The following is a 21,668-nucleotide window of genomic DNA, read 5'->3' as shown; positions in this document are numbered from 1 at the left end:
CTCCGCGGAAGCTCGGCGGCAGCGTCGGATGTGTATAAGCGACAGGCGCGTGCGACGCTGGCGCTCATCGCGCGCGGCGGCCCCTTCCCGCACCGGCAGGACGGCGCCGTCTTCCAGAACCGCGAGGGTCGCCTGCCTCGTCAGGGTCGCGGCTACTACCGCGAGTACACGGTGGACACGCCCGGACTGGCGCATCGCGGCGCGCGCCGCATCGTCACCGGCGGCGATCCACCGCGCGAGTACTACTACACGGACGACCACTACGAGAGCTTCCGCCGGTTCGAAATGAGCCAGGACACCACGCCATGAGCGATTCCGGCTTCGACCCCGGCCTGGCCGACCCCGCACGCGCGGGCGTGTTCTTTGTCACCGAGGACGATCTGGGCCCGCTGGCCGCCGTTGGCCGCGATGCCGGCCTGCTGGCCCGGCGCATCGACCTGTCCGGCTGCGACGGCAAGGCGGCCCTGTTGCTGCGGATCGCCACCGTGCTGGACTTCCCGGACACCTCCGGGCGCAACTGGGACGCCTTGTCGGACAGCCTGCGCGATCTGTCCTGGCTGCCCGCGCCGGGCTACGTGCTGCTGTTCGAGGAAGCCCACGCGCTGCGCGAGCGCAACGAGACCGACTTCGACACCCTGCTCGACATCCTGGACGAAGCCTCGCAGGCATGGGCGGCGGACGAGGTGCCGTTCTGGGCCTTCATCGCCCTGCCGGACGAGGAGTTCCCCGACCTGCAGTAAGGCGACGGGCGGCGGTCGCGCCGATCTGCGAAAATGCCGCATGCTCGATTTCAAACATCTTCCGCTGGCGCCCGGCCTGCAGCAGGGCGTCGACGCGCTCGGCTACACGCAACCGACTCCCATCCAGGCGCAGAGCCTGCCCGCCATCCTCGACGGCCGCGACGTCATTGCGCAGGCACCGACCGGCAGCGGCAAGACCGCCGCGTTCGGCCTGGGCTTGCTGCACCGGCTGGACGTGGCGACCGTGCGCACCCAGGCGCTGGTGCTGTGCCCCACGCGCGAACTGGCCGACCAGGTGGCGCAGCAGCTGCGCAGGCTGGCGGTGGGCCTGCCCCACCTCAAGGTCCTGACACTGTGCGGCGGCCTGCCGCTGGAGCCGCAGATCCGTTCGCTGGAAGCGCACGATCCGCACGTGGTGGTCGGCACGCCGGGCCGCATCCAGGAACTGCTGCGCAAGAAGGTGCTGCACCTGGGCAGCGTGCGCACGCTGGTGCTCGACGAGGCCGACCGCATGCTGGACATGGGTTTCGAGGAGCCGATCCGCGAGATCACCGGCAAGACGCCGAAGGATCGCCAGAGCCTGTTGTTCTCGGCCACCTTCACCGACGCCATCCGCGACATCGCCCGCAATACCCTGCGCGAGCCGCTTGAAGTCACGGTGGACGCACCGCAGGAACAGGCCGTCATCGAGCAGCGCTTCGTGCGCGTCGAGCCGGAGCGCAAGCAGACGGCGCTGGCGGGCCTGCTGGCCCAGCGCGGCGTGGAGTCGTGCGTGGTGTTCTGCAACATGCGCAAGGACGTGGACGAAGTGGCCGGCTCGTTGCAGCACTTCGGCTTCTCCGCGCTCGCCCTGCACGGCGACATGGAGCAGCGGGATCGCGACGAGGTGCTGGTGCGTTTCGCCAACCGCAGCTGCAACGTACTGGTGGCCAGCGATGTGGCGGCGCGCGGACTGGACATCGAGGACCTGGCGCTGGTCGTCAACTACGACATGCCCAGCGACGCCGACACCTACGTTCACCGGATCGGCCGCACCGGCCGTGCGGGTCGCGAAGGCGTGGCGATCAGCCTGTGCACGCCGCGCGAGCTGCCGCGGGCCGCGGTGATCGAGGAACGCCTGGGCGCGCCGCTGCTGTGGGACCGCAACGTCCCGGCAGCGCCCAAGGCCAACCCCGCGCCACCGGCCACCATGACCACGCTGCGCATCGACGCGGGCAAGACCGACAAGCTGCGCCCCGGCGACGTGCTCGGCGCCCTGACCGGCGAGGCCGGCCTGTCCGCGTCCGCGATCGGCAAGATCAACGTCTTCGCCACGCGGACCTACGTGGCCGTCGCGCGCGACAAGGCCGGCGCGGCACTGGCGCGGCTCAACGCCGGCAGGATCAAGGGGCGCAGCTTCCGGGTGCGCAAGCTCTGACGGCGCGTCCACCCCGCACTGTAGGAGCGACGTCAGTCGCGACCACAGGGCGTGCACGACCGTACTACGCCTGAGTACCGCGAAACATATGCGGAACCGCCCGGCAATCGGCCACCGTCCCTGGTGATTGGCTTGCCATGGCTTTCCCAGTCGGCGGTCGCGACTAACGTCGCTCCTACAACATCATGTTGAAGCCCACAAACAAAAACGCCGGCGCTTGCGCACCGGCGTTTTCTTGAACCAAGGGTTCAGGGCTGGATTACAGCGCCTGCACCTGGTCGGCCTGCATGCCCTTCTGGCCCTGCACGGCGACGAAGGAGACCGCCTGGCCTTCCTTCAGCGACTTGAAGCCATTGCCCTGGATCGAGCGGAAGTGCACGAACAGGTCGGGGCCGCTCTGCGGGGTGATGAAGCCGAAGCCCTTGGCGTCGTTGAACCACTTGACGGTACCGGTCTGACGATCAGACATCTTTACTAACTCCTGAAACATGGATGAAAGGACCACGATTCCGGCATGGACCGGATCGGGACTGGGTTTGCAGGCGTTGGTAAAGCGGGAAGATGTAGCAGATGTATCTACCGCATCAGGCTCACGATTCACGGTGACCCTGGCAAGCACAGTGGGGCGCACTCTACCGGGGTTTTCGCGTAAAAGCGAATCCCGGCCTCCTGGGAGCTGAACAGGGGTCTCCCCGGCCTGCGGCAAAACCGCCTGCGACCGGCCGGCCAGCGCTCCCGGCGTATGATGGCGCCCCTTTCGCAGAACCCCCGCCATGGCCCTTAAGTCCACTGTCGTCAAAGCCGAACTGCAGATCAGCGACATGGACCGCCACTACTACGGCAGCCACGGCCTGACGCTGGCCCAGCATCCCTCCGAGACCGATGAGCGGCTGATGGTGCGCCTGCTCGCCTTTGCGCTGATGGCCGAGGACCGGCTGGAGTTCGGCAAGGGCCTGAGCAATGAGGAAGAACCCGACCTCTGGCGCAAGGACTACACCGGCCTGATCGAACAGTGGATCGACCTGGGCCAGCCGGACGAATCCCGGATCCGCAAAGCATGCGGGCGTGCCCGGGAGGTCGTGGTGGTGAACTACGGCGGCCGCGCGGCCGATCTCTGGTGGGACAAGAATGCAGCGCTGCTGGCCCGCCACCGCAACCTGACCGTGCTCGACATCGCGCCCGAAGCGGTCGACGCCCTGACGGCGCTGATGGTCCGCAGCATGCGCTTCAACGTGATGGTCCAGGACGGCGAGATGCAGTGGATGACCGACGACCGCGTCGTCAGCGTCATTCCCGCGATCCGCCAGACAGGGCTCGCACGGGCCGCCTGAGCGCATGGCGCCCACCCACGACGTCCTGGTGATCGGCGGCGGCGCGGCCGGTCTCATGACCGCGCTCACGGCCGGTCAGCGTGGCCTGCGCGTGCTGGTCGTCGAGCACGCCAACAAGGTCGGCAAGAAGATCCTGATGTCGGGCGGCGGGCGCTGCAACTTCACCAACACCGGTACCACGCCGGCCAACTTCCTGTCGGCCAATCCGCATTTCTGCAAATCGGCGCTGGCGCGCTACACGCCCGGCGACTTCATCGACATGGTCGAGCGCCACAGCATCGCCTACCACGAGAAGGAACTGGGCCAGCTGTTCTGCGATGTCTCGTCCAAGCTGATCGTGAAGATGCTGGTCGACGAGTGCCTGGCCGCCGGCGTGCGCATCGAGACCGGCTGCAGCGTGCACCAGGTCGAACAGGCCGACGGCGTGTTCCGGCTGGACACCACGCTGGGCCGCTTCGCGGCGCCCTCGCTGGTGGTCGCCACCGGCGGCCTGTCGATCCCCAGCATGGGCGCCACCGGCTTCGGCTACGAACTGGCGCGCCAGTTCGGCCACGACATGCTGCCGACCCGCGCCGGTCTGGTGCCCCTGACCTTGAGCGGCAAGCACCAGGAACGGCTGGCCGACCTGAGCGGCGTGTCGTTCCCGGTGGAAGCGCGCTGCGGCAACGTGCGCTTCCGCAACTTCATGCTGCTGACCCATCGCGGCGTGAGCGGGCCGTCGATCCTGCAGATCTCGTCGTATTGGCAGCCGGGCGACGACCTGCGACTGGACCTGCTGCCCGACCGTGACGCGCTGGACTGGCTGGAAGCCCAGCAGAGGCAGCGACCCGACGCCGAAATGAAGACGGTCCTGTCCGACGCGCTGCCGCGCCGTTTCGCCCAGCGCCTGTGCGAGGTCTGGCTGCCCAACCGGCCGATGAAGCAGTTCAATGCGCCGCAGCTGAAGGAGGCCGCCGCGTTGCTGGCCGACTGGCCGCTGGTCGCCAGCGGCACCGAAGGCTACCGCACGGCGGAGGTGACGCTCGGAGGCGTGGACACCGACGGCGTGTCCAGCAGCACGATGATGTCCAGGCACGTGCCCGGCCTGTTCTTCGTGGGCGAAGTCCTCGACGTCACCGGCTGGCTGGGCGGCTACAACTTCCAGTGGGCCTGGGCTTCGGGTCACGCGGCGGGCATGGCGGTCTGACGCAGTGCGGCGTTCCTGGCAGGGCCGCCTTTGCTAGCCTTTGGAAACCGGTGTCATCACAGGTGTTCCGTGCCGCTTCAACCGCCTTCTCCCCACACGCGCCGAGATTTCCTGCGCCTGCTTGCCGGCACCGTCACGATGGCGGGCATGGTCGGCCCCGGCCTGTACGCTGCCCGAGCGGCTTCCGGACCGCCGCTCGCGACCACGCGCAGCGGGCGCATCGCCGGGCTCGTGGAACGCGGCATCCACGTGTTCCGTGGTGTCCCCTACGGCGGCGACACCGCCCGCCGGCGGTTCCAGCGAGCCGTGCGTGAAGCCACTTGGACCGGCACGCGCGATGCCACCCGTTTCGGCGCCTCGGCCCCCCAGCGCGGCGATGCCGACGGACAGTCCGTCAGCGAGGACTGCCTGTTCCTCAACGTCTATACGCCTGCCCTGCGCGACGGCGGCAAGCGTCCGGTCCTGTTCTACATCCACGGCGGCGGCTACAACAACGGCTCCGGTTCGCATGCCCTCTACGACGGCGTGAACCTGTGCCGCCGCGGCGATGTCGTCGTGGTCACCGTCAACCACCGGCTCAACGCGTTCGGCTACCTGTATCTCGGCGAGAGCGGCGACGAACGCCTGCGCGACGCCGGAAACGTCGGCCAGCTAGACCTGATCGACGCCCTGCGCTGGGTGCGCGAGCATGCGCACGAGTTCGGCGGCGACGCGGGCAACGTCACCGTGTTCGGCCAGTCCGGCGGGGGTGCCAAGATCGCCACGCTCATGGCCATGCCGGAGGCCGATGGCCTGTTCCACAGGGCGATGACGATGAGCGGCCAGCAGGTCACCGCGGCCGGCCCGCGCGCCGCCGCGCAGCGCACTGCGCTGTTTCTCGCCGAACTGGGGCTGGGCCCGCGCGACACCGCCGCGCTGCTGGCAATGCCGATGGCGCGCCTGCTGGAGGCGACGCGTGTGCGCGATCCGTCGCGCGTGGAGGACACCTCACTCTACTTCGGGCCCGTTCTGGACACGCACAACCTGCCGCGGCATCCGTTCTATCCGGATGCACCCGCACAGTCGGCACGCATCCCGATGGTCATCGGCAACACGCGCGACGAGACGCGCGCATTCCTGGGCAACGACGAAGCGAACTTCGCACTGACCTGGGACCAGCTGCCGCAAAAGCTGCGCGAGCAGCAGTACGTCGACCTGTCGCCGGAGGGGGTGATCGCCGAGTACCGACGGCTGTATCCCGACTACACGCCGTCCGAGGTGTTCTTCGCCGCCACCACCGCGGGCCGCTCCTGGCGCGGCGCCATCATCGAGGCCGAGGAACGTGCGAAGCAGGGAGCGCCCGCCTGGGTCTACCAGTTGGACTGGCGTTCGCCGGCCGAAGGCGGACGCCTGCGCGCCTTCCACACGCTCGACATCCCGCTGGTGTTCGACAACGTGGCGGCCAAGGGGTCGAAGACCGGCGATGACGCACGGGCACGTGCGATGGCCGCGCGCATGAGCGAAGCCTTGATCGCCCTCGCCCGCCATGGCGACCCCAACCACGCAGGCCTTCCCGACTGGGCGCCGTACACGTTGCCTCGGCGGCAGACGATGGTGCTCGACGACACGCCCAGGATGCAGGACGACCCGCGTGGCGGCGAACGCAAGCTCTATCAGCGCGTGCCCTTCGTCCAGCGCGGCACGATGTAGCGTGCGCTGAGCGCGCGACCGCAAGGATGGCCCGGCCGCCGGTCGTGCGCGCGGCGCACGCTACGCCATGACCTCCGCAGCGATCTGGAACGAGCGCAGGCGCTTGTCGTGATCGAAGATGTTGGCCGTCAGCATCAGTTCGTCCGGACGGTGGCGCTGGATGAAGTCGGCGATGCCCTTGCGTACCGTATCGCGGCTGCCGACGACGGCGCAGGCCAGTGCCTGGGCCACGCCGGCCTTCTCGTGCGGCTCCCAGAACGCTTCGATGTCATCGATCGGCGGCGGCACCAGGCCGGCCCGGCCGCGCCTCAGGTTGACGAACGCCTGCTGCTGGGTGGTGAACAGGTAGCGTGCCTCCTCGTCGGTCTCGGCCGCCACGACATTCAGGGCCAGCATCGCATGCGGCCTGGCCAGCCGCTTCGACGGGCGGAAATCGCGGTGGTACAGCAGCAGCGCCTGGTCCATCGCATCGGGCGCGAAATGGGAAGCGAACGCGTACGGCAGCCCCAGGGCGGCGGCCAGCTGCGCGCCGAACAGGCTCGAGCCCAACAGCCACACGGGCACGTCGAGACCTGCACCGGGCACAGCACGCACCGCCTGGCCCTCCTGCACCGGCTCGAAATAGCGCAGCACGTCCTGCACGTCCTGCGGGAACTGCTCGGCACTGTCGAAATAGCGCCGCAACGCACGCGCCGTGGCCTGGTCGGTGCCCGGGGCGCGGCCTAGGCCTGGGTCGATGCGTCCGGGATACAGCGACGCCAGCGTGCCGAACTGCTCGGCCACCTGCAGCGGTGAGTGGTTCGGCAGCATGATGCCGCCGGCCCCCACGCGGATCGTCGACGTCGCACCAGCGACGTGCCCGATCAGCACCGCCGTCGCGGCGCTGGCGATGCCCGGCATGTTGTGGTGTTCGGCCAGCCAGTAGCGGTTATACCCCCAGCGCTCGGCATGCTGCGCCAGATCGCGCATGTGCACGAACGCCTGGGTGGTATCGCTGCCCTCGCAGACAGGCGCGAGGTCGAGGAGCGAGTAAGGGATCATGGGGACACCGGCAATGACGATGCCATCGTCATGGGGACGCAGGCGATCCGGTTCCACCCGATGTCATGGGATGCTGCATCCCGCCTAGCCCAGCAGGTCGAACGGCCCGCCCTGTTCCAGCGCACGCTGGTAGGCCGGCCTGGCGTGGATGCGCTGCAGGAATCCGGCCAGGTTCGGATAGGCCTCCAGCCCGGCGCGTACCGCGGCCGCTTCGACCGGAAAACTCATCTGGATGTCGGCTGCGCTGAACAGGTCGCCGGCGAACCATGGCGCCTTGCCCAGTTCGCTTTCCATGTAGCCCAGGTGCAGCTGTACCTGCGGGCCGACGAAGGTCCGCATCGCCTTGTCGGCGATGCCACGCGCGATGGGGCGGGCGAAGAACGGCATCGGCGCCTTCTTCAGGCGGGAGAACACCAGGCTGAGCAGCATCGGCGGCATCGCCGAGCCTTCGGCGTAATGCAGCCAGTAGCGGTAACGCAGGTGCTCGGCCGTGCCGGGCGACGGTGCGAACCGGCGCGCGGTGTCGTAACGCTCGACCAGGTATTCGAGGATGGCGCCGGATTCGGCCAGGACGTGTTCGCCATCCACCACCACCGGGGACTTGCCCAGCGGGTGGATCTTCTTCAGCTCCGGCGGCGCGAGCAGGGTCTTCGCGTCGCGCTGGTAGCGCACCACGGTGTAGTCCAGGCCCAGTTCCTCGAGCAGCCAGAGCACGCGCTGGGAACGGGAGTTGTTGAGATGGTGGACGGTGATCATGCCGTTACTCCGTGGGGATGGGCCATGCTACCGCGGCTCTCATCCCTGTAGGAGCGACGTCAGTCGCGACCGGATGCAGCAGCCGTGCGTGACTCCGCTGCAGACGCGAGGGCTCGCTGCCAAGTGTCCGCTCCCGCGAGTGTGGGCCGTGCGGTCGCGACTGACGTCGCTCCTACAGGGAAACGATGCGACTCACGAACTGCACGACAGCATCGAGCACCCTGCCCGTTGCCGCGCCCAGTCGGGACGCCGTTGCGCGAAACGCGCGCGACCCGGCTGGTCGTCGTACGGACGGCGCATGACCTCCAGCAGTTCATGGACGCCGGATAGGTCGCCGGCCTCGGCGGCATCGATGGCCTGCTGGGCCAGATAGTTGCGCAGCACGTAACGCGGGTTGGCCAGGCGCATGCGTTCGCGGCGCACAGCGGCATCGAGCGCGTCCTCGTCGCGACGGCGGGCGTACGCGGCCAGCCAGTCGCGCAGCGCAGGCGCAACGGCCTCGCGCTTGGCCGGGTCGTAGAAGGCGTCGTCGAAGGCCGACAGCGACGCGTCCATCGGATCCGCGTCGATCAGCGCACGGAAGAACAGCGTCATGTCGATCTCACCCTGTGCCAGCAGCTGCTGCAACGTGTCCATCCGTTCCATGTCCTCATCCCGGCAGTCGGACAGCCCCAGCTTGCGTGCGATATTGTCGCGATCGGCCCGCGCGTAAGCGTCAGCGAAGCGCTGCAATCCTTCCTGCAGCGCCTCCACTCCGTCGAACAGCGGCGACAGGGCCTGCGCGAAGCGGCTCAGGTTCCATCCCGCCACCCGCGGTTGCCAGCCGAAGCGATAGCGGCGACCCTGGGCGTCGGTGGTGTTAGGCGTCCAGTCCGGGTCGTAGTCGTCGATCCATCCGTAGGGGCCGTAGTCGATGGTCAGGCCGAGCACCGACATGTTGTCGGTGTTCATCACGCCATGCACGAAACCCACGCGCATCCAGTGCGCCACCATCATCGCCGTGCGTTCGCAGACCTCGGCGAACCACGCGGCATACAGCGCCTCGCCCTCCCCCGACAGGTGCGGAAAATCGCGCCGGATCGTGAAGTCCACCAGCGTGCGCAGAAGGTCCGTGTCGCCGCGCGACGCCGGCAACTGGTAGTGGCCGAAGCGCAGGAACGACGGTGCCACGCGGCACACGATCGCGCCCGGTTCGGGTTTCGGATGGCCGTCGTAGAACATGTCGCGCACGACCGGCTCGCCGGTACCCACCAGACTCAGGGCCCGCGTGGTCGGTACGCCCAGATGGTGCATCGCCTCGCTGCACAGGAACTCGCGGATCGAGGAGCGCAGCACCGCGCGCCCATCGGCGGTGCGCGAGTACGGCGTCGGGCCGGCACCCTTCAGCTGCAGTTCCCAGCGCTCACCGCGCCCGTTGACCGCTTCGCCCAGTGTGATGGCGCGGCCGTCGCCGAGCTGTCCGGCCCAGTTGCCGAACTGGTGGCCACCGTAATTGCCCGCGTACGGCTGCATGCCTTGCAACAGCGCGTTGCCGCCGAACACCTGCGCGAACGCGGGAGACGCGACATCGGCGTCGTCGAGGCCGAGCAGCGCCGCGACTTCACGCGAATGCGCCAGCAGCGTCGGCGCAGCGACGGGCGGGGGCGCGGTCGGCGACCACAACGCACCACGAACCTCCCGACGCCGATGGCCCTGCTCCGGGTCTCCCGGCAGTTCGCGGACGAAGCGGTTGTCGAAGCGCAGGGCGTCCAGGCCGCTCATGCGGCGTCCGCGGCCTGGTCCACCAGCGGCGTCAGGTCCGGACGCAGCGCCACACGTTCGTCGAACACGAAGCAGGCGCCTTCGTAGCCGAAGCCGCCGACCTGCTCGAAATAGCCGAGGATGCCGTCGTCGAGCTGCAGCACGTTGTCCATGCCGTCGGCCTGCATCCACAACGCGGCCTTCTCGCAACGGATGCCGCCCGTGCAGAAGCTGACGACGGTGGCGTCCTTCAATGCATCGCGATGCGGCTCAAGTGCCGCCGGCAGGTCGGTGAACTTGTCGATCGGCAGCGTCAGCGCCCCGGCGAAGGTGCCGTAGGCGATCTCCTGCTGATTGCGGGTATCCAGCATCACCACGCGACGGCCGGCATCGTCGTGCCCCTGTTCCAGCCAGCGGGCAAGCGTAGCGGGTTCGACGGCGGGAGCCCGCGCCTGTTCCGGCGTGGTGCCGGGACGACGGAAGCTGATGATTTCCGGCTTCACCTTGACCTTGAGCCGCGCGAACGGGACCTGCCGGCTGGTGCTGTACTTCACCCGCAGGCCGGCGAAGCGCGCATCGTCACGCAGCGGGGCGAGGAAGGAGGCGATCGCGCCGGCGTCGCCGGCCAGGAACAGGTTCAGCCCCTCGCTCGCCACCAGCACCGAACCCCGCAGCGAGAGCGCCTCGGCGCGTGCGCGAAGCGTCGAGGCGAATGCCTCGGGAGCGTCGATGGGTGTGAAATGGTAGGCTGCGATGTTGGTGATCATGCGCTGATTTTAGCGTCCACCGGGGGCTCACGCCTCAGAGCAGCATCCAGGGCAACGCGAGCGTCAATACGATGATCGCAACCATCACGGCCAGCACCCCGGCCACGTACAGGGGGCGCCTGCGCCACTGGCCTGCAAACGTCTCCGCACGCCCTTCTCGCTCCGCCGCCGCGCGCTCTTCACGTGCCTGCGTCCGACGCCGGGCCTGATAATCCGCCATCAGGGCCTTGGCCCGCGTCAGCTGGTCGACGTCCTCGATCCACAGTCCACCCGCGGAAATTCCCCACGGGCTGGGCTGCGTCTCATAGAAGTCGATCGCGTTCGATCGCAGCAGGTCGCGTACATCGTCGGCCTCGTCGCCGGGCACGTTGCGCAGATTCAGGAAGAGTTTCGCCATGGCACCAGTGTACCCGCTGCGATCCGGGCCACCGGGGCGCCGGATGCGTTACCCTGCGCGCCTTTCGCCCCGTGGATGAACCCTTCGATGCGTTCCCTGTTGCTCGCCGCTTCGCTGCTCCTGCTCGCCGCCTGCACCGCCCCCGTCCCGCCGCCAGGCGGTAGCGTCGCAGAACTCGAGCGTATCGACACTTTTGCAGGCACCGGTGCCGTGGCGACCAGCGGCAGCGATGTCACCGTGCACTATACCGGCTGGCTGTACGACGAGAAGGCGCCGCAGCAGCGCGGCTTGAAGTTCGACAGTTCGGTCGACCGCGGCCAGCCCTTCACCTTCCTGCTGGGGGCCGGCCAGGTGATCCGCGGCTGGGACGACGGCGTGGCGGGCATGAAGGTGGGGGGCAAGCGCACGCTGCTGATCCCGGCCGACCTGGGCTACGGCAGCAACGGCGCGGGCGGCGTGATCCCGCCCGGCGCTTCGCTGGTGTTCGACGTGGAGCTGCTGGACGTGAAGCCGCACGAGTGAGTGGCGCGTTCCCCCTGTAGGAGCGACGTGAGTCGCGACCGCGAGCACGCCGCGCAAGGAATCCTTCTGGTGAGCGCATGGATGACACGCCATGATCTTCATGCCGTGCGGTCGCGACTCACGTCGCTCCTACATAAAGCACGGACTACTCCACCGGCGCCAGCCGCAGGTCGTGGAAGTCGAAGCTGAAATCCGTCAGCGGCGATATTGCTTCCATGCGCGCCTCGCGGATGCCGCCATCCGGCTTCAGGGAGAAGGTCAGGAAGGCGTCGGCGTTGAGCCAGCGCTCGCGCCAGCGCACCACGAAGGTGTCGTGCTGCCAAGGCTGCAGGTCGCCCACCAGTTCCGGCGTACGGCTGAAGCGCAGCACCAGGCCATCGCCCTCCTGCGCCACCACGACATCGCCATACCACGGGTCGCGCAGCGTGCCGGCGTACTTCGCCAACGGCAGCGACGGCTTCGATGTGGCGTCGCGCGCGGCCTGCAGCTTCTGCCAGTGCGCATCGGCATCGCCCTTGGCCTGTGCGACCTGCACCTGGTAAGCCGCCAGCCAGTCGGTGCCGCTGTTGGCCAGATAGGCATCCAGCACTTTCAGGGTGATCGCATGGAAGGCGGCGCCGACTTCCTGATTGGTCAGCACCACCACGCCCAGCTTCTGTTCCGGCACCAGCGTCACCCGCGAGACCATGCCGGGCCAGCCGCCGGTATGCCACACCAGCTTGCGGCCCTGGAAATCGGAGACCATCCAGCCTTCGCCGTATCCCAGGAAGTTCGGCTTTGCGGCCTTCAACGCTTCCACCTTAGGTTCGGAAATCGGAATCGGCGTGACCAGCGACCACATCGCCTTCTGCCGGGCCGGCGTGAACAGGGCCTGCTCCCGCCCCCTCGCGTCGCGGTAGGTGCCGCCGGCGAGCTGGGCGTTCATCCACTTCGCCATGTCGCCGACGCTGGAGTAGATCCCGCCCGCGCCCGCGACGTTGCGCCACGTCATGCGCGGCGCCGGCTGCAGGGTGGTGAAGTCGGCCATGGCGTGCCCGGTGGCGACATTGTCGCCCGGCTTCAGCGCATCGCTGTTGTAGCGCGTCTCGCGCATGCCCAGCGGCTGGAAGATGCGGTTGCGCAGGAACTGCTCATAGGACTGGCCGCTGGCCTGTTCGATCACCAGCTGCGCTACGCCGTACAGGATGTTGTCGTAGGCGTAGCGCTCGCGGAAGCCCCCGCTGAGCGGCACATCGCGCAGGCGCTCGGCCACTTCGCGGTTGCTGTAGGTGGTCGTGGGCCAGTACAGCAGGTCGCCCGCCCCCAGCCCCAGCCCGCTGCGGTGGACCAGCAGGTCGCGGATGCGCATCTCGCGGGTGACGTACGGATCGGCCATGCGGAACCATGGCAGGTGATCGATGACGCGATCCTCCAGTTCGAGCTTGCCCTCGTCGGCCAGCATCGACAGTGAGGCCGACGTGAATGCCTTGGTGTTGGAGGCGATGGCGAACAGGGTGTGCGCATCCACCTTCGCCGGCTTGCCCATCTCACGCTCGCCCCACCCTTTCGCCAGTACCACCTTGCCATCCTTCACCACGGCGACCGCGATGCCGGGCACATCGAAGGCCTCGCGCACGGATTCGACATAGGCGTCGAGATCCTGCAATGCGGGCGGTGGCGCGGTTTCCTTCGCAAGGGCCGCGGGCGCGACCAGGCACAACAACAGCAGGGCGCGGCACGCAACCGCGGGCGACAGTGGATGCATCAGGAGTCCCCGTTCGAATCTGCGCGCGACGATACCGCACCTGGCCTCGTCGGTGCGCCCGACGAAAGTCCGTATCGGCGCACGGCATACTATGCGGATGCCTCAACCGCAGCCCGACACCACCGCTCCCGCAGCCACCGTCGCCGTCATCGGCGGTGGACCCGCGGGCCTGATGGCGGCTGAAACCCTGCGTGCGGCGGGCCTGCAGGTCGACCTCTACGACGCCAAGGGCTCGGTGGGGCGGAAATTCCTGATCGCCGGCAAGGGCGGCATGAACCTGACCCACTCGGACCCGTTCGATGTCTTCGTCACGCGCTATGGCGAGCGCGCGCACGAGATCGCCGCGTGGCTAAGGCACTTCGATGCCGATGTGCTGCGCGCCTGGGCGCGGGGACTCGGCGTGGAGACCTTTGTCGGAACGTCCGGCCGCGTGTTTCCCACCGATCTCAAGGCTGCACCCCTGCTGCGCGGCTGGGTACGACGCCTGCGCGAACAGGGCGTGCGCTTCCACGTGCTGCATCGCTGGCTGGGCTGGGACGAGGGCGGCGCATTGCGCTTTTCGACGCCGCAGGGGGATGCCTCGGTGCGGGCCGACGCGGTGGTGCTGGCCCTGGGCGGCGGCAGCTGGCCGGAGCTGGGCTCGGACGGCGCATGGGTAGGGGTCCTGCGGGCGCGCGACATCGACATCGCACCACTCCAGCCCTCCAACTGCGGTTTCGATATCGGCTGGAGCGAACATCTGGCCAGCCGCTTCGCGGGCGAGCCCCTGAAGCCGGTCACCGCACACTGGCACGACGACGCGGGCCGACCGCATCAACGCCAGGGCGAGTGCGTGATCACCGCCACCGGCATCGAAGGCAGTCTGGTCTACGCACTGTCGCCGATGCTTCGCGATGCCATCGCGCGCGACGGCCATGCCACGCTGGTGCTGGACCTGCTGCCCGGTCGCGAGGAAAGCGACCTGCTGCGCCGGCTGGCCAGGCCACGCGGTTCCCGCAGCCTGAGCGAACACCTGCGCCGGGAAGCCGGCGTCAGCGGCGTGCGTGCGGCACTCCTGTACGAAGTACTCGACAAGGCGGCGTTGGCCGATCCCACGAAGATCGCCGCGACCCTGAAGCGGTTTCCGTTCCGGCTGCAGCGCACGCGTCCCATCGAGGAAGCCATCAGCAGCGCGGGTGGCATACCCTTGGAAGCGTTGGACCAGGGACTGATGCTGCGCGGATTGCCCGGCGTGTTCGCCGCCGGCGAGATGCTCGACTGGGAAGCACCCACCGGCGGCTACCTGCTGACAGCGTGCTTCGCCAGCGGCCGCCAGGCCGCGCAGGGCGTGGTCGACTGGCTGGCGCAACGCAACGCCTGACTGGTCGTCCGCAGGGGCTGCGGCGCGCACCCCGGGAAGTGCGTGCCGCAGCGGCTGCGGAACGTGGCGCGAACGATACGCGAGCCGTTGTTGAAGTCCGGTTAGCGTTTCAAAGCAGTTTTATTACAGACATTTACGGCCTGATATGCATGCTGCATCTCAGGCCGCTGAATCGTCATTCAGCCTCGTCCAGTGCGACGTCTCCCACCCGATCTTCGCGCCGCGCCTTGGCAGCGACATGCATGTTGTCGACCAGATTGGGATAGCGTCGCCCCGCCGCCCGCGCACGTGCGCGGGCCTCTTCCACCTGGGCTGGGGAAAGTTTGAGACCACCATCTCTCCGCGTCGGCGTGGGACGTCGCCAAGGGCCCGGCGTGCGGCTGGCCACGGATCAGACAGCCGCCGTCACCACGATCTCGATCAGCCAGCCCGGGCGCGCCAGATGCGCCTGCATGGTCGCGCGCGGAGGCGCATGGCCTGCCGGCACCCACGCATCCCACACCCGGTTCATCGCTTCGAAATCCTGCAGGTCCTTCAGGAATATCTCGGCGCGCAGGATCTTCGCCTTGTCACTGCCGGCGCGCGCCCGCAGCGCGTCGATCTCGGCCAGCACCTGCTGGGTCTGGCCGGCGATGCCCTGGGTGGCGTCCTCGGCCACCTGGCCGGCCAGGTAGACCACGCCATTGTGGATGGCCATTTCCGACAGCCGCGGGCCTACGTCGAAGCGCTGGATCATGAAGTCGTTCTCCGGTGTGTCGTCGAAGCTTAGCGCCCCGCCCCGCCGTCCGCACGACGGGCGGCCTGGTGCAGCCAGGCGCCCGCCAGCGGCATGGCCGCCACGATCAGCGCGATCAGCAGTTTCTGCACCCATCCGCGCCCGGCCGGCGGCCACAGTGCATGCACCCACAGCAGCGCGAAGCAGGCGGCCGACCAGGTGGCGGCCAACGGAAAGTGGCGGCGCCACGCCGCATCCAGACGGAAGCGCCATGCCTGCACCACCATGCCGCTGACCACGCACAGGAAAGCCGTGATCGCGCAGACATGATGGAACATCAGGTGGAAGTCCGGCGCCACCTGCGGCAGCCATGAGTCGCCGATGGCCACGCCCGCCAGTGCGAGCGCGCCGGTGCACAAGAGGAGAACCGGCGCTGCACTGCGGGCCCGCGGCGCCAGTTGCACGTACAGGCCCAGCGCCAGCGCCACGATGGCCACGGCCAGCAGGCAGTACATCGTCCGCAGCAGCAGCCCGTACGGACCCCGCAGGTACTGGCTGAGGGTCGCCTGCTGCCAGGCCAGGTCATCGCGCACGAGTTGCAGGCCACCGGCCACGCCCAGGAACAGCAGCGCCCCGAGGATCGCCAGGTGCGCCGCCAGCCTGGCAGCGCCGCGGTGCAGGGGAGCGGTATCGGACATGGGCGGGCCGGTGGCGGGAGGGTCCGGATTATCCCGGAACTCAAGAATCACGGGCACCGGCCGCTGGGGTGGCAGACCTGCGCGACGTGCCTGCCGTCACGCTTTGACCTACACTCCGGCTTCCCCCGGCGTACCGGGGATGGCCGCCATGAGCAAGGGGACTCTTCGCGCCAATGCCTTCCGATACACCGCCGCCCGGGACCGATCCGGCACGCCACGCCCAACGCCTGCCGCGCCGGATCCACCGGTTGCGCATGCTGGGCATGGGCCTGGCGGCGTTGCCCATCGGCATGGTGCTGATGGAGAACCAGGCCGGCGCCGGCCACTGGGGCTTCCTGCTATTCACCACCATCCTGTGGCCCCAACTGGCGCTGTGGCTTGCGCTGCGCCACCGCGAGCCCTTCCGCGGCGAGATCCGCAACCTGCTGCTGGATTCGATCCTCGCGGGGATGTGGGTGCCGCTGATGGCGTTCAATCTTCTGCCCAGCGTCATGCTGGTGACGCTGGCCACGGTGGACAAGATCAGCACAGGCATCGACAGGCTCTGGTACTGGTCGCTGCCGCTGATGCTGGCCGGCGGCATCGCGGCCGGGCTGGCCACCGGTTTCGAACTGCAGCCGGTCACCAGCATGGCGGTGATGATCGCCTGCCTGCCCATGCTGCTGATCCACTCCATTGCGGTCAGCCAGGCCAGTTACCGCCTGGTCCGCAAGGTGAAGCGCCAGAACCGCCAGTTGGACGAGCTGAGCCGGCGCGACACGCTGACCGGCCTGGACAGCCGGAGGCACTGGCAGGAACGCGCGTCCGCGCTGCTGGAACAGTGCGCGGCGACGGGCGATCCGGCCACGTTGCTGATGATCGACATCGACCATTTCAAGGCGATCAACGATCGTCACGGCCACGCGGCCGGCGACGACGTGCTGCGCGCCACGGCGGACGTGATACGCCACAGCATCCGCGGGCAGGACGATGCGGGCCGGCTGGGCGGCGACGAGTTCGCGGTTGTGCTGCGCCACACGGACGTGGAGGCGGCCGCCACGGTCGCGCGGCGCATCCGCGAGGGCGTGGAGGCCCTGCGCGTGCAGAGCGCGCCGGGACTGCGACCCACGGTAAGCCTTGGACTGGCGCAGGCCATGGCGCCGCAGGAGGGGTTGCGCGCCTGGATGGAAGCGGCCGACCGTGCGCTTTACCGGGCCAAGAGCGCGGGTCGCAACCGGTTGGCGGTACACGACGGCCTGGAGGCCGCCATCGACACGCCCTGAGGCCGAACGTTACGCGCCGAGGTGTTCGCTGCGTTCCCGCTGGGGCAGTTCCAGCACGTTGCTGGCGGCACGCACCGCTTCGCTCTCGTTCTCGTACACGCATACGCGGTTCCGGCCCAGGTGCTTGGCACGGTAGAGCTGCCGGTCGGCATGGGAGAGCAGCCGTGCCAGGCTGTAGCCGGACTGCACGCTGGAGGTCACGCCGAAGCTGCCGGTGATGGCGAACACGTGGCCGGTTTCGCGGGTGTCGATCTGGGCCAGTCGCACGCGGCAATCCTCGGCCACGCGGGCGGCGGCGCGCAGGTCGCAGCCGTACATCAGGATGGCGAACTCCTCGCCCCCCAAGCGGCCCAGCACGTCGATGCGGCGGCAGAAGCCCTTGCTGGCCTCGGCCACTTCCTTCAACGCCCAGTCGCCGGTGCCATGGCCGAAGCGGTCGTTGATGTTCTTGAAGTGGTCCAGGTCGTACATGATGAGCGCGGCCTGTTCGCCGTTGCGGGCGCATTCGGCCAGCGCGCGCTCGGCGCGGATGGTGAAGTGGTGGCGGTTGCAGATGCCGGTCAGCGCATCGGTCTCGGCCATCTTCTTCAGCGACAGCTGCACACGCTTGATCTTGAATGCCCAGTAGCCGATGGAGGCCACCAGCACGATCAGCAGCATGACGATCAGCCGGTTGTTCTGCGCCGCCTGCTGATCCACCTTGCGCTGGAGCTGCAGCACCTGGTTCTGCTGGTCCAGCAGGTCGATCTGTTGGGTCTTTTGCAGGGTTTCCTGGCGCACGATCTGGTAGGCCAGCTCACGGGTCTTCACTTCATCAAGGTAGGCCTTGTCCGCATCCGCGTAATTCTTGTACGCCGCCAGAGCCAGTTCCGGGCTTCCACGGCGCTCAGCGATCTCGTAGATCGCGCGATAGGCCTTGACCAGCGGAAGCGAGCTCTGGATGCTCTTGCTGTGCATCAGCGTATCGAGCGCATAGCGCTCTGCCATCGAGATATTGCCCTTCTCCAGCAGGAGCTCGGCCAACGTGGCCTTGACGTCGGCGATCAAGCGCGGATATCGGGTGCGCTCCACCTCCTTCAGGTGGGACTCGAGGAGTTTGATGGCGTCTTCCCGGGCACCGCGCAGTACGAGCGCACGCGCCAGCGTGATGCGCATGAAATTCGCGGCGGCCAGTTCCCCTTGCCCGAGGCATTGGGCGATGCTCTTTTCGATCGCCTCTTCCCGCGGCTCGGTCTTGGACACATTCTGCTGAGCGTCCAGATACACCTGCCGCGCAAGGCATTCCGTGCGCGCATCGGGGTCGTCCACCAGGATCTTGTCTGCGAACTGCAGTGCCTCCTCGTACTGCCCGATCTGACTGTTGATAGTGGCGGCCACGCCCAGGCCCTGATGCCGGAGTTCCTTGGAACTGACGGAGCCTAGCAACTTCAAAGTCCGCTCCAGCTGCCTCAGACCATCGGTGAACTTCCGATTGATCGCATGTGCGTTGACGATCAGCGCACTGGCGCGGAACTGGACATCCGGATTCGACGACGTGATCAGCAGATCGTTCGCCACCCGGATGGCCTGCTCGTGCTTGCCCTGAAAGACCAGTGCATAGGCGTTGAGGTAGCGGATTGAATCCTGCTGGGACGGAGTCGCCTGCTCGAGGGAAACGTTGAGTTTCTCGAGCAGGCGTTGGAACTGCTGGTGATCTGCACTTTTTGTCTGTTCGGCCTTGTCGATCAAGACCTGAATATCATCGGATGCATACGCACTCCCCGCAGCCAACAGAGCAGCGAGCATCCAACAAAGACGTACAGCGACAATCCTGATCACCATCATCTTCTCCGCGATGTCCCCGCCGAGGGACTTCTCACTCTTCCTGAGGTGCCTCGCCGCCTTCGTCAGGCAGATCCGCGTCCTGCTGGTCGTCGTCCTTGCGGGCCGGCGACTCTTCCGGGGCCCACACCATGCAAATCATGTTCTCGCGGGCGCCGAAAACGTCCGCCATTACCCGACTGTCGAGCCCCATGAGGGCCGATTTCTGTTCATCTTGCAGCCCGGACTCATCCAGCGCGACAACGAACCTGCGCTCGCGCTCGGCTGCAAAAACGGGCTGCTCGCCCATGGTCTCCAAAAGACGGATCAGATTCGACACAAGTCCCCCAAGAAATGGTTTGAAGTCACGTCGCACCGCCTTCTGGTCAGCCCGACGCCATCCCCTGGTCCGACGTTCAGCTACTGCGACTCACAGAAGATACGCTGATTCGTGACGCGACTCCACCGCCCACCGCTACCACAGGCCCCTCAGCCAAGCCCGGGGGTCATCGCCCGAATGCGGGCCCGGACCTCCATGTTGGGGACCATCGGCGAACAGGGAGGCACCACCAGCGTCGACGCCAGGGTGAGGGCTGCACTCGGGAGGCCCTCCAATGGCAGCCGCAGCGCGCGGTGGCCCGCCTGAGGCAGGGTGGCGGCCTCGTACACGATCACCTCGTGTCGTGCCGGATACTGGGACCGGAGAAGCTCGACGAGGACGTCCAGCAGGGCTGCATCCTGGGAGAACCGCATCAGTGAAGGATCGCCTGCCACCCCCACCTGCCAGAGCACCAGGAACGCGGAGGTGTCGATCACCCTGCGATAGAACATGAATTGGCTGGCCTCGAAGTGCTGGCAACCGACCGTTCCCGGATCAATCCCCAGATCGGCGTAAAGGCAATCCTCGGCCGATACCGCGGCCTCCATGATCGCTTCGTAGCCGGCCTCCCTGGCCAGCGCGACCGCACGGTGCGGCACGACCGCAAACACTCCAGGGTGCCCGTAGAACGCCCCGCACACCCGCTTGCCCGCCTTCACCTCCGTCAGCATCGCTTCGATCATCTCCCGGTAGGTGTCGGTGCGTGGTTTGCCTTCACCGTAGAACGGCTGAAGGCTGCGGACATCTGGATTCATCCCCTGAACCCACAGTTCGACAAGGGGGTCCGACATTGCGACGAAGACCACGTCCGCTTGTTCGATGTGAGCACGCGCGCGCGGGCCGATGTGTGCGCCCAGTGTCATTCCCACGCCCACGCAGGCCAGGCTCCCGGTGCGATCGCTCATTCTTCTTCATCCCCTGTAAAAGCGCCCAGTATCGGCGCTAGCCGGTACCCGACCCAAAACTCGCCGCCCAGGTCGCGCGACTGAGGTACCAATGAATCCGATCAGGACGTCGCGGAACCTGTTCGAACCCGAGCTTGCGCATCAGACCTATGGACCGATGATTCACCGGCAGCTGGCAGCCAAACTGAGCAGGCAGCCCCAAGTGCCCAAAACCCTCGTCGCGAACGCAGGCGAGCGCTTCGTACGCGTAGCCCTTGCCTTGCTGGGAGCCCACGATGATCGAACCTATCTCAGGCATACCGTCCCGGGTGACCAGTCCTACAAGGCCGACGTCTCTCCCAGTCGCCCGTTCCGTCGCCACCCACAACCATGCCGTGGGCGTCGCTTGCTCCATCATCGCAAGGCTTGCACGGAACGCACTGGCTGCGGCTTCTGGATGCAACGGCGCACCTGCGTGCTCCATGAGGTCAGCGTCGCCAAACCAGGCGCAGTAACGCGGCTCGTCTGAGCTCCGTAGCGGATGCAGGGACAGTCGCTGCGTTGTGAGCGCGCGAGCAACGGGCATCACGGGGAAGGCTCCACGCGCGCCTGCGATGTGACGTTCACGAGACTCCGGAGGGGGCGCGGGAGGGTGCAGGCATCCACTCACCCCACCTGCCCCTTCGCCCAGCGCACGATCGCCTCCGCCGGCATCGCCCCGCTCTGGCGCGCGATCTCGCGGCCGCCCTGCAGCAGCACCATGGTCGGGATGCTGCGGATGCCGAACCGGTTGCCCAGTCCAGGGCTGGCCTCGGTATCCACCTTGGCCAGCCGCATCGCCGGTTCCAACAAGCCGGCAGCGCGCTGGAAGTGCGGCGCCATCTGCAGGCAGGGCCCGCACCAGGGCGCCCAGAAATCCACCAGCAGCGGCAAGGTGCTGCGCAGTGCATGGCGGTCGAAGTCCGCTTCGCCCAGGGTCAGCGGCACGCCGGTGAACAACGGGTGGTGACAGCGTCCGCAGGCCGGCGCCTCGGCCAGGCGCGCCAGCGGCACCCGGTTCATCGCGGCGCAGTGCGGACAGGCGATCAGGGGGTCTTCGGCGCTCATGCCGGCATCCTACCGCCCACGCATCCGCCGCGTCACCGCACCCTTACCAGCCGCCCCCATCCCGCCGCACGGCGGTGGCACCGCCGACGCTGAGCCCTCCACGACCACGCCTCACGACGAGGACATCCATGTG

Annotated in this window: 23 protein-coding genes; 9 read left to right on the top strand and 14 right to left on the bottom strand. The window is 67.8% G+C overall.

Annotated features, from left to right (window positions below):
- From CSC76_RS16070 to dbpA, 3 genes are all read left to right on the top strand, one after another.
- Positions 1-309, top strand: a 309-nt coding sequence (locus CSC76_RS16070; RefSeq protein ID WP_274382103.1) for a guanyl-specific ribonuclease, incomplete at its 5' end; no start/stop codon positions are given.
- Positions 306-740, top strand: a complete 435-nt coding sequence (locus CSC76_RS16065; RefSeq protein WP_162110980.1) for a barstar family protein — start codon at positions 306-308, stop codon at positions 738-740. The genes CSC76_RS16070 and CSC76_RS16065, both read left to right, overlap by 4 nt.
- A gap of 40 nt (positions 741-780) precedes the next feature.
- Positions 781-2,157 (top strand): ATP-dependent RNA helicase DbpA, encoded by a 1,377-nt coding sequence (dbpA, locus tag CSC76_RS16060; RefSeq protein WP_162110979.1) that lies wholly within the window; start codon positions 781-783, stop codon positions 2,155-2,157.
- A gap of 259 nt (positions 2,158-2,416) precedes the next feature.
- Here the strand turns inward: dbpA and CSC76_RS16055 are convergent, their stop codons facing one another.
- Positions 2,417-2,626: a cold-shock protein gene (locus CSC76_RS16055; protein WP_162110978.1), complete on the bottom strand. Its 210-nt coding sequence runs from the start codon at positions 2,624-2,626 to the stop codon at positions 2,417-2,419.
- 304 nt (positions 2,627-2,930) lie between these two features.
- Here CSC76_RS16055 and CSC76_RS16050 point away from each other — a divergent pair, with 304 nt between their 5' ends.
- The 3 genes from CSC76_RS16050 to CSC76_RS16040 all read left to right on the top strand — a co-directional run bounded on the left by CSC76_RS16050 (position 2,931) and on the right by CSC76_RS16040 (position 6,363).
- Entirely contained in the window at positions 2,931-3,488 is a 558-nt protein-coding gene (locus tag CSC76_RS16050) for a YaeQ family protein (protein WP_162110977.1), read from the top strand.
- Between the two features lie 4 nt (positions 3,489-3,492).
- Positions 3,493-4,674, top strand: a complete 1,182-nt coding sequence (locus tag CSC76_RS16045; RefSeq protein WP_162110976.1) for a BaiN/RdsA family NAD(P)/FAD-dependent oxidoreductase — start codon at positions 3,493-3,495, stop codon at positions 4,672-4,674.
- A gap of 138 nt (positions 4,675-4,812) precedes the next feature.
- Positions 4,813-6,363 (top strand): carboxylesterase/lipase family protein, encoded by a 1,551-nt coding sequence (locus tag CSC76_RS16040; RefSeq protein ID WP_162110983.1) that lies wholly within the window; start codon positions 4,813-4,815, stop codon positions 6,361-6,363.
- Between the two features lie 60 nt (positions 6,364-6,423).
- Here the strand turns inward: CSC76_RS16040 and CSC76_RS16035 are convergent, their stop codons facing one another.
- From CSC76_RS16035 to CSC76_RS16015, 5 genes are all read right to left on the bottom strand, one after another.
- A complete protein-coding gene (locus CSC76_RS16035) occupies positions 6,424-7,404 on the bottom strand; it encodes an LLM class flavin-dependent oxidoreductase (protein WP_162110975.1) in 981 nt (326 codons plus the stop codon).
- 84 nt (positions 7,405-7,488) lie between these two features.
- On the bottom strand, positions 7,489-8,160 hold the full coding sequence (locus tag CSC76_RS16030) for a glutathione S-transferase (RefSeq protein WP_162110974.1): 672 nt from the start codon (positions 8,158-8,160) through the stop codon (positions 7,489-7,491).
- Between the two features lie 192 nt (positions 8,161-8,352).
- The gene (locus tag CSC76_RS16025; RefSeq protein ID WP_162110982.1) at positions 8,353-9,912 is read right to left on the bottom strand and encodes a protein adenylyltransferase SelO; all 1,560 of its coding nucleotides are present in this window, start codon (positions 9,910-9,912) and stop codon (positions 8,353-8,355) included.
- Positions 9,913-9,917: 5 nt separating this feature from the next.
- On the bottom strand, positions 9,918-10,667 hold the full coding sequence (locus CSC76_RS16020; RefSeq protein WP_162110973.1) for a sulfurtransferase: 750 nt from the start codon (positions 10,665-10,667) through the stop codon (positions 9,918-9,920).
- 34 nt (positions 10,668-10,701) lie between these two features.
- Positions 10,702-11,064: a DUF6164 family protein gene (locus CSC76_RS16015; RefSeq protein ID WP_162110972.1), complete on the bottom strand. Its 363-nt coding sequence runs from the start codon at positions 11,062-11,064 to the stop codon at positions 10,702-10,704.
- 87 nt (positions 11,065-11,151) lie between these two features.
- On the opposite strand from CSC76_RS16015, the gene CSC76_RS16010 reads away from it, so the two are divergent.
- A complete protein-coding gene (locus tag CSC76_RS16010) occupies positions 11,152-11,586 on the top strand; it encodes an FKBP-type peptidyl-prolyl cis-trans isomerase (RefSeq protein ID WP_162110971.1) in 435 nt (144 codons plus the stop codon).
- A 145-nt stretch (positions 11,587-11,731) separates the two neighbouring features.
- Here the strand turns inward: CSC76_RS16010 and CSC76_RS16005 are convergent, their stop codons facing one another.
- On the bottom strand, positions 11,732-13,330 hold the full coding sequence (locus CSC76_RS16005; protein WP_162110970.1) for a serine hydrolase: 1,599 nt from the start codon (positions 13,328-13,330) through the stop codon (positions 11,732-11,734).
- Between the two features lie 97 nt (positions 13,331-13,427).
- Here CSC76_RS16005 and CSC76_RS16000 point away from each other — a divergent pair, with 97 nt between their 5' ends.
- The gene (locus tag CSC76_RS16000) at positions 13,428-14,690 is read left to right on the top strand and encodes a TIGR03862 family flavoprotein (RefSeq protein WP_162110969.1); all 1,263 of its coding nucleotides are present in this window, start codon (positions 13,428-13,430) and stop codon (positions 14,688-14,690) included.
- A gap of 391 nt (positions 14,691-15,081) precedes the next feature.
- On the opposite strand, the gene CSC76_RS15995 is transcribed toward CSC76_RS16000, so the two are convergent.
- Both CSC76_RS15995 and CSC76_RS15990 read right to left on the bottom strand, forming a co-directional pair.
- Positions 15,082-15,426 (bottom strand): RidA family protein, encoded by a 345-nt coding sequence (locus CSC76_RS15995; RefSeq protein WP_162110968.1) that lies wholly within the window; start codon positions 15,424-15,426, stop codon positions 15,082-15,084.
- 29 nt (positions 15,427-15,455) lie between these two features.
- Complete coding sequence (locus tag CSC76_RS15990) at positions 15,456-16,103, bottom strand: DUF998 domain-containing protein (RefSeq protein ID WP_162110967.1); 648 nt, start codon at positions 16,101-16,103, stop codon at positions 15,456-15,458.
- A gap of 173 nt (positions 16,104-16,276) precedes the next feature.
- On the opposite strand from CSC76_RS15990, the gene CSC76_RS15985 reads away from it, so the two are divergent.
- Positions 16,277-17,365, top strand: coding sequence for a diguanylate cyclase (locus CSC76_RS15985; protein ID WP_162110966.1), 1,089 nt, complete (start codon positions 16,277-16,279; stop codon positions 17,363-17,365).
- Positions 17,366-17,374: 9 nt separating this feature from the next.
- On the opposite strand, the gene CSC76_RS15980 is transcribed toward CSC76_RS15985, so the two are convergent.
- The 5 genes from CSC76_RS15980 to trxC form a co-directional block, all read right to left on the bottom strand.
- Positions 17,375-19,093 carry a GGDEF domain-containing protein gene (locus tag CSC76_RS15980; protein WP_162110965.1) on the bottom strand — a complete coding sequence of 573 codons (1,719 nt, stop codon included), beginning with the start codon at positions 19,091-19,093 and terminating at the stop codon, positions 17,375-17,377.
- Between the two features lie 127 nt (positions 19,094-19,220).
- A complete protein-coding gene (locus CSC76_RS15975) occupies positions 19,221-19,505 on the bottom strand; it encodes a hypothetical protein (protein ID WP_162110964.1) in 285 nt (94 codons plus the stop codon).
- 149 nt (positions 19,506-19,654) lie between these two features.
- Entirely contained in the window at positions 19,655-20,449 is a 795-nt protein-coding gene (locus CSC76_RS15970) for an SAM-dependent methyltransferase (RefSeq protein WP_202923549.1), read from the bottom strand.
- Positions 20,450-20,486: 37 nt separating this feature from the next.
- Entirely contained in the window at positions 20,487-21,014 is a 528-nt protein-coding gene (locus tag CSC76_RS19440; protein WP_162110963.1) for a GNAT family N-acetyltransferase, read from the bottom strand.
- Positions 21,015-21,094: 80 nt separating this feature from the next.
- Positions 21,095-21,535, bottom strand: coding sequence for a thioredoxin TrxC (gene trxC, locus CSC76_RS15960; protein ID WP_162110962.1), 441 nt, complete (start codon positions 21,533-21,535; stop codon positions 21,095-21,097).
- Positions 21,536-21,668: the final 133 nt, after the last annotated feature.

The organism is Pseudoxanthomonas mexicana (assembly GCF_010093385.1).
Classification (GTDB): Bacteria; Pseudomonadota; Gammaproteobacteria; order Xanthomonadales; family Xanthomonadaceae; genus Pseudoxanthomonas_A; species Pseudoxanthomonas_A mexicana.
Note: the sequence above shows the minus strand (reverse complement) of the source record. Positions and strands in the feature narration are given on the sequence as shown.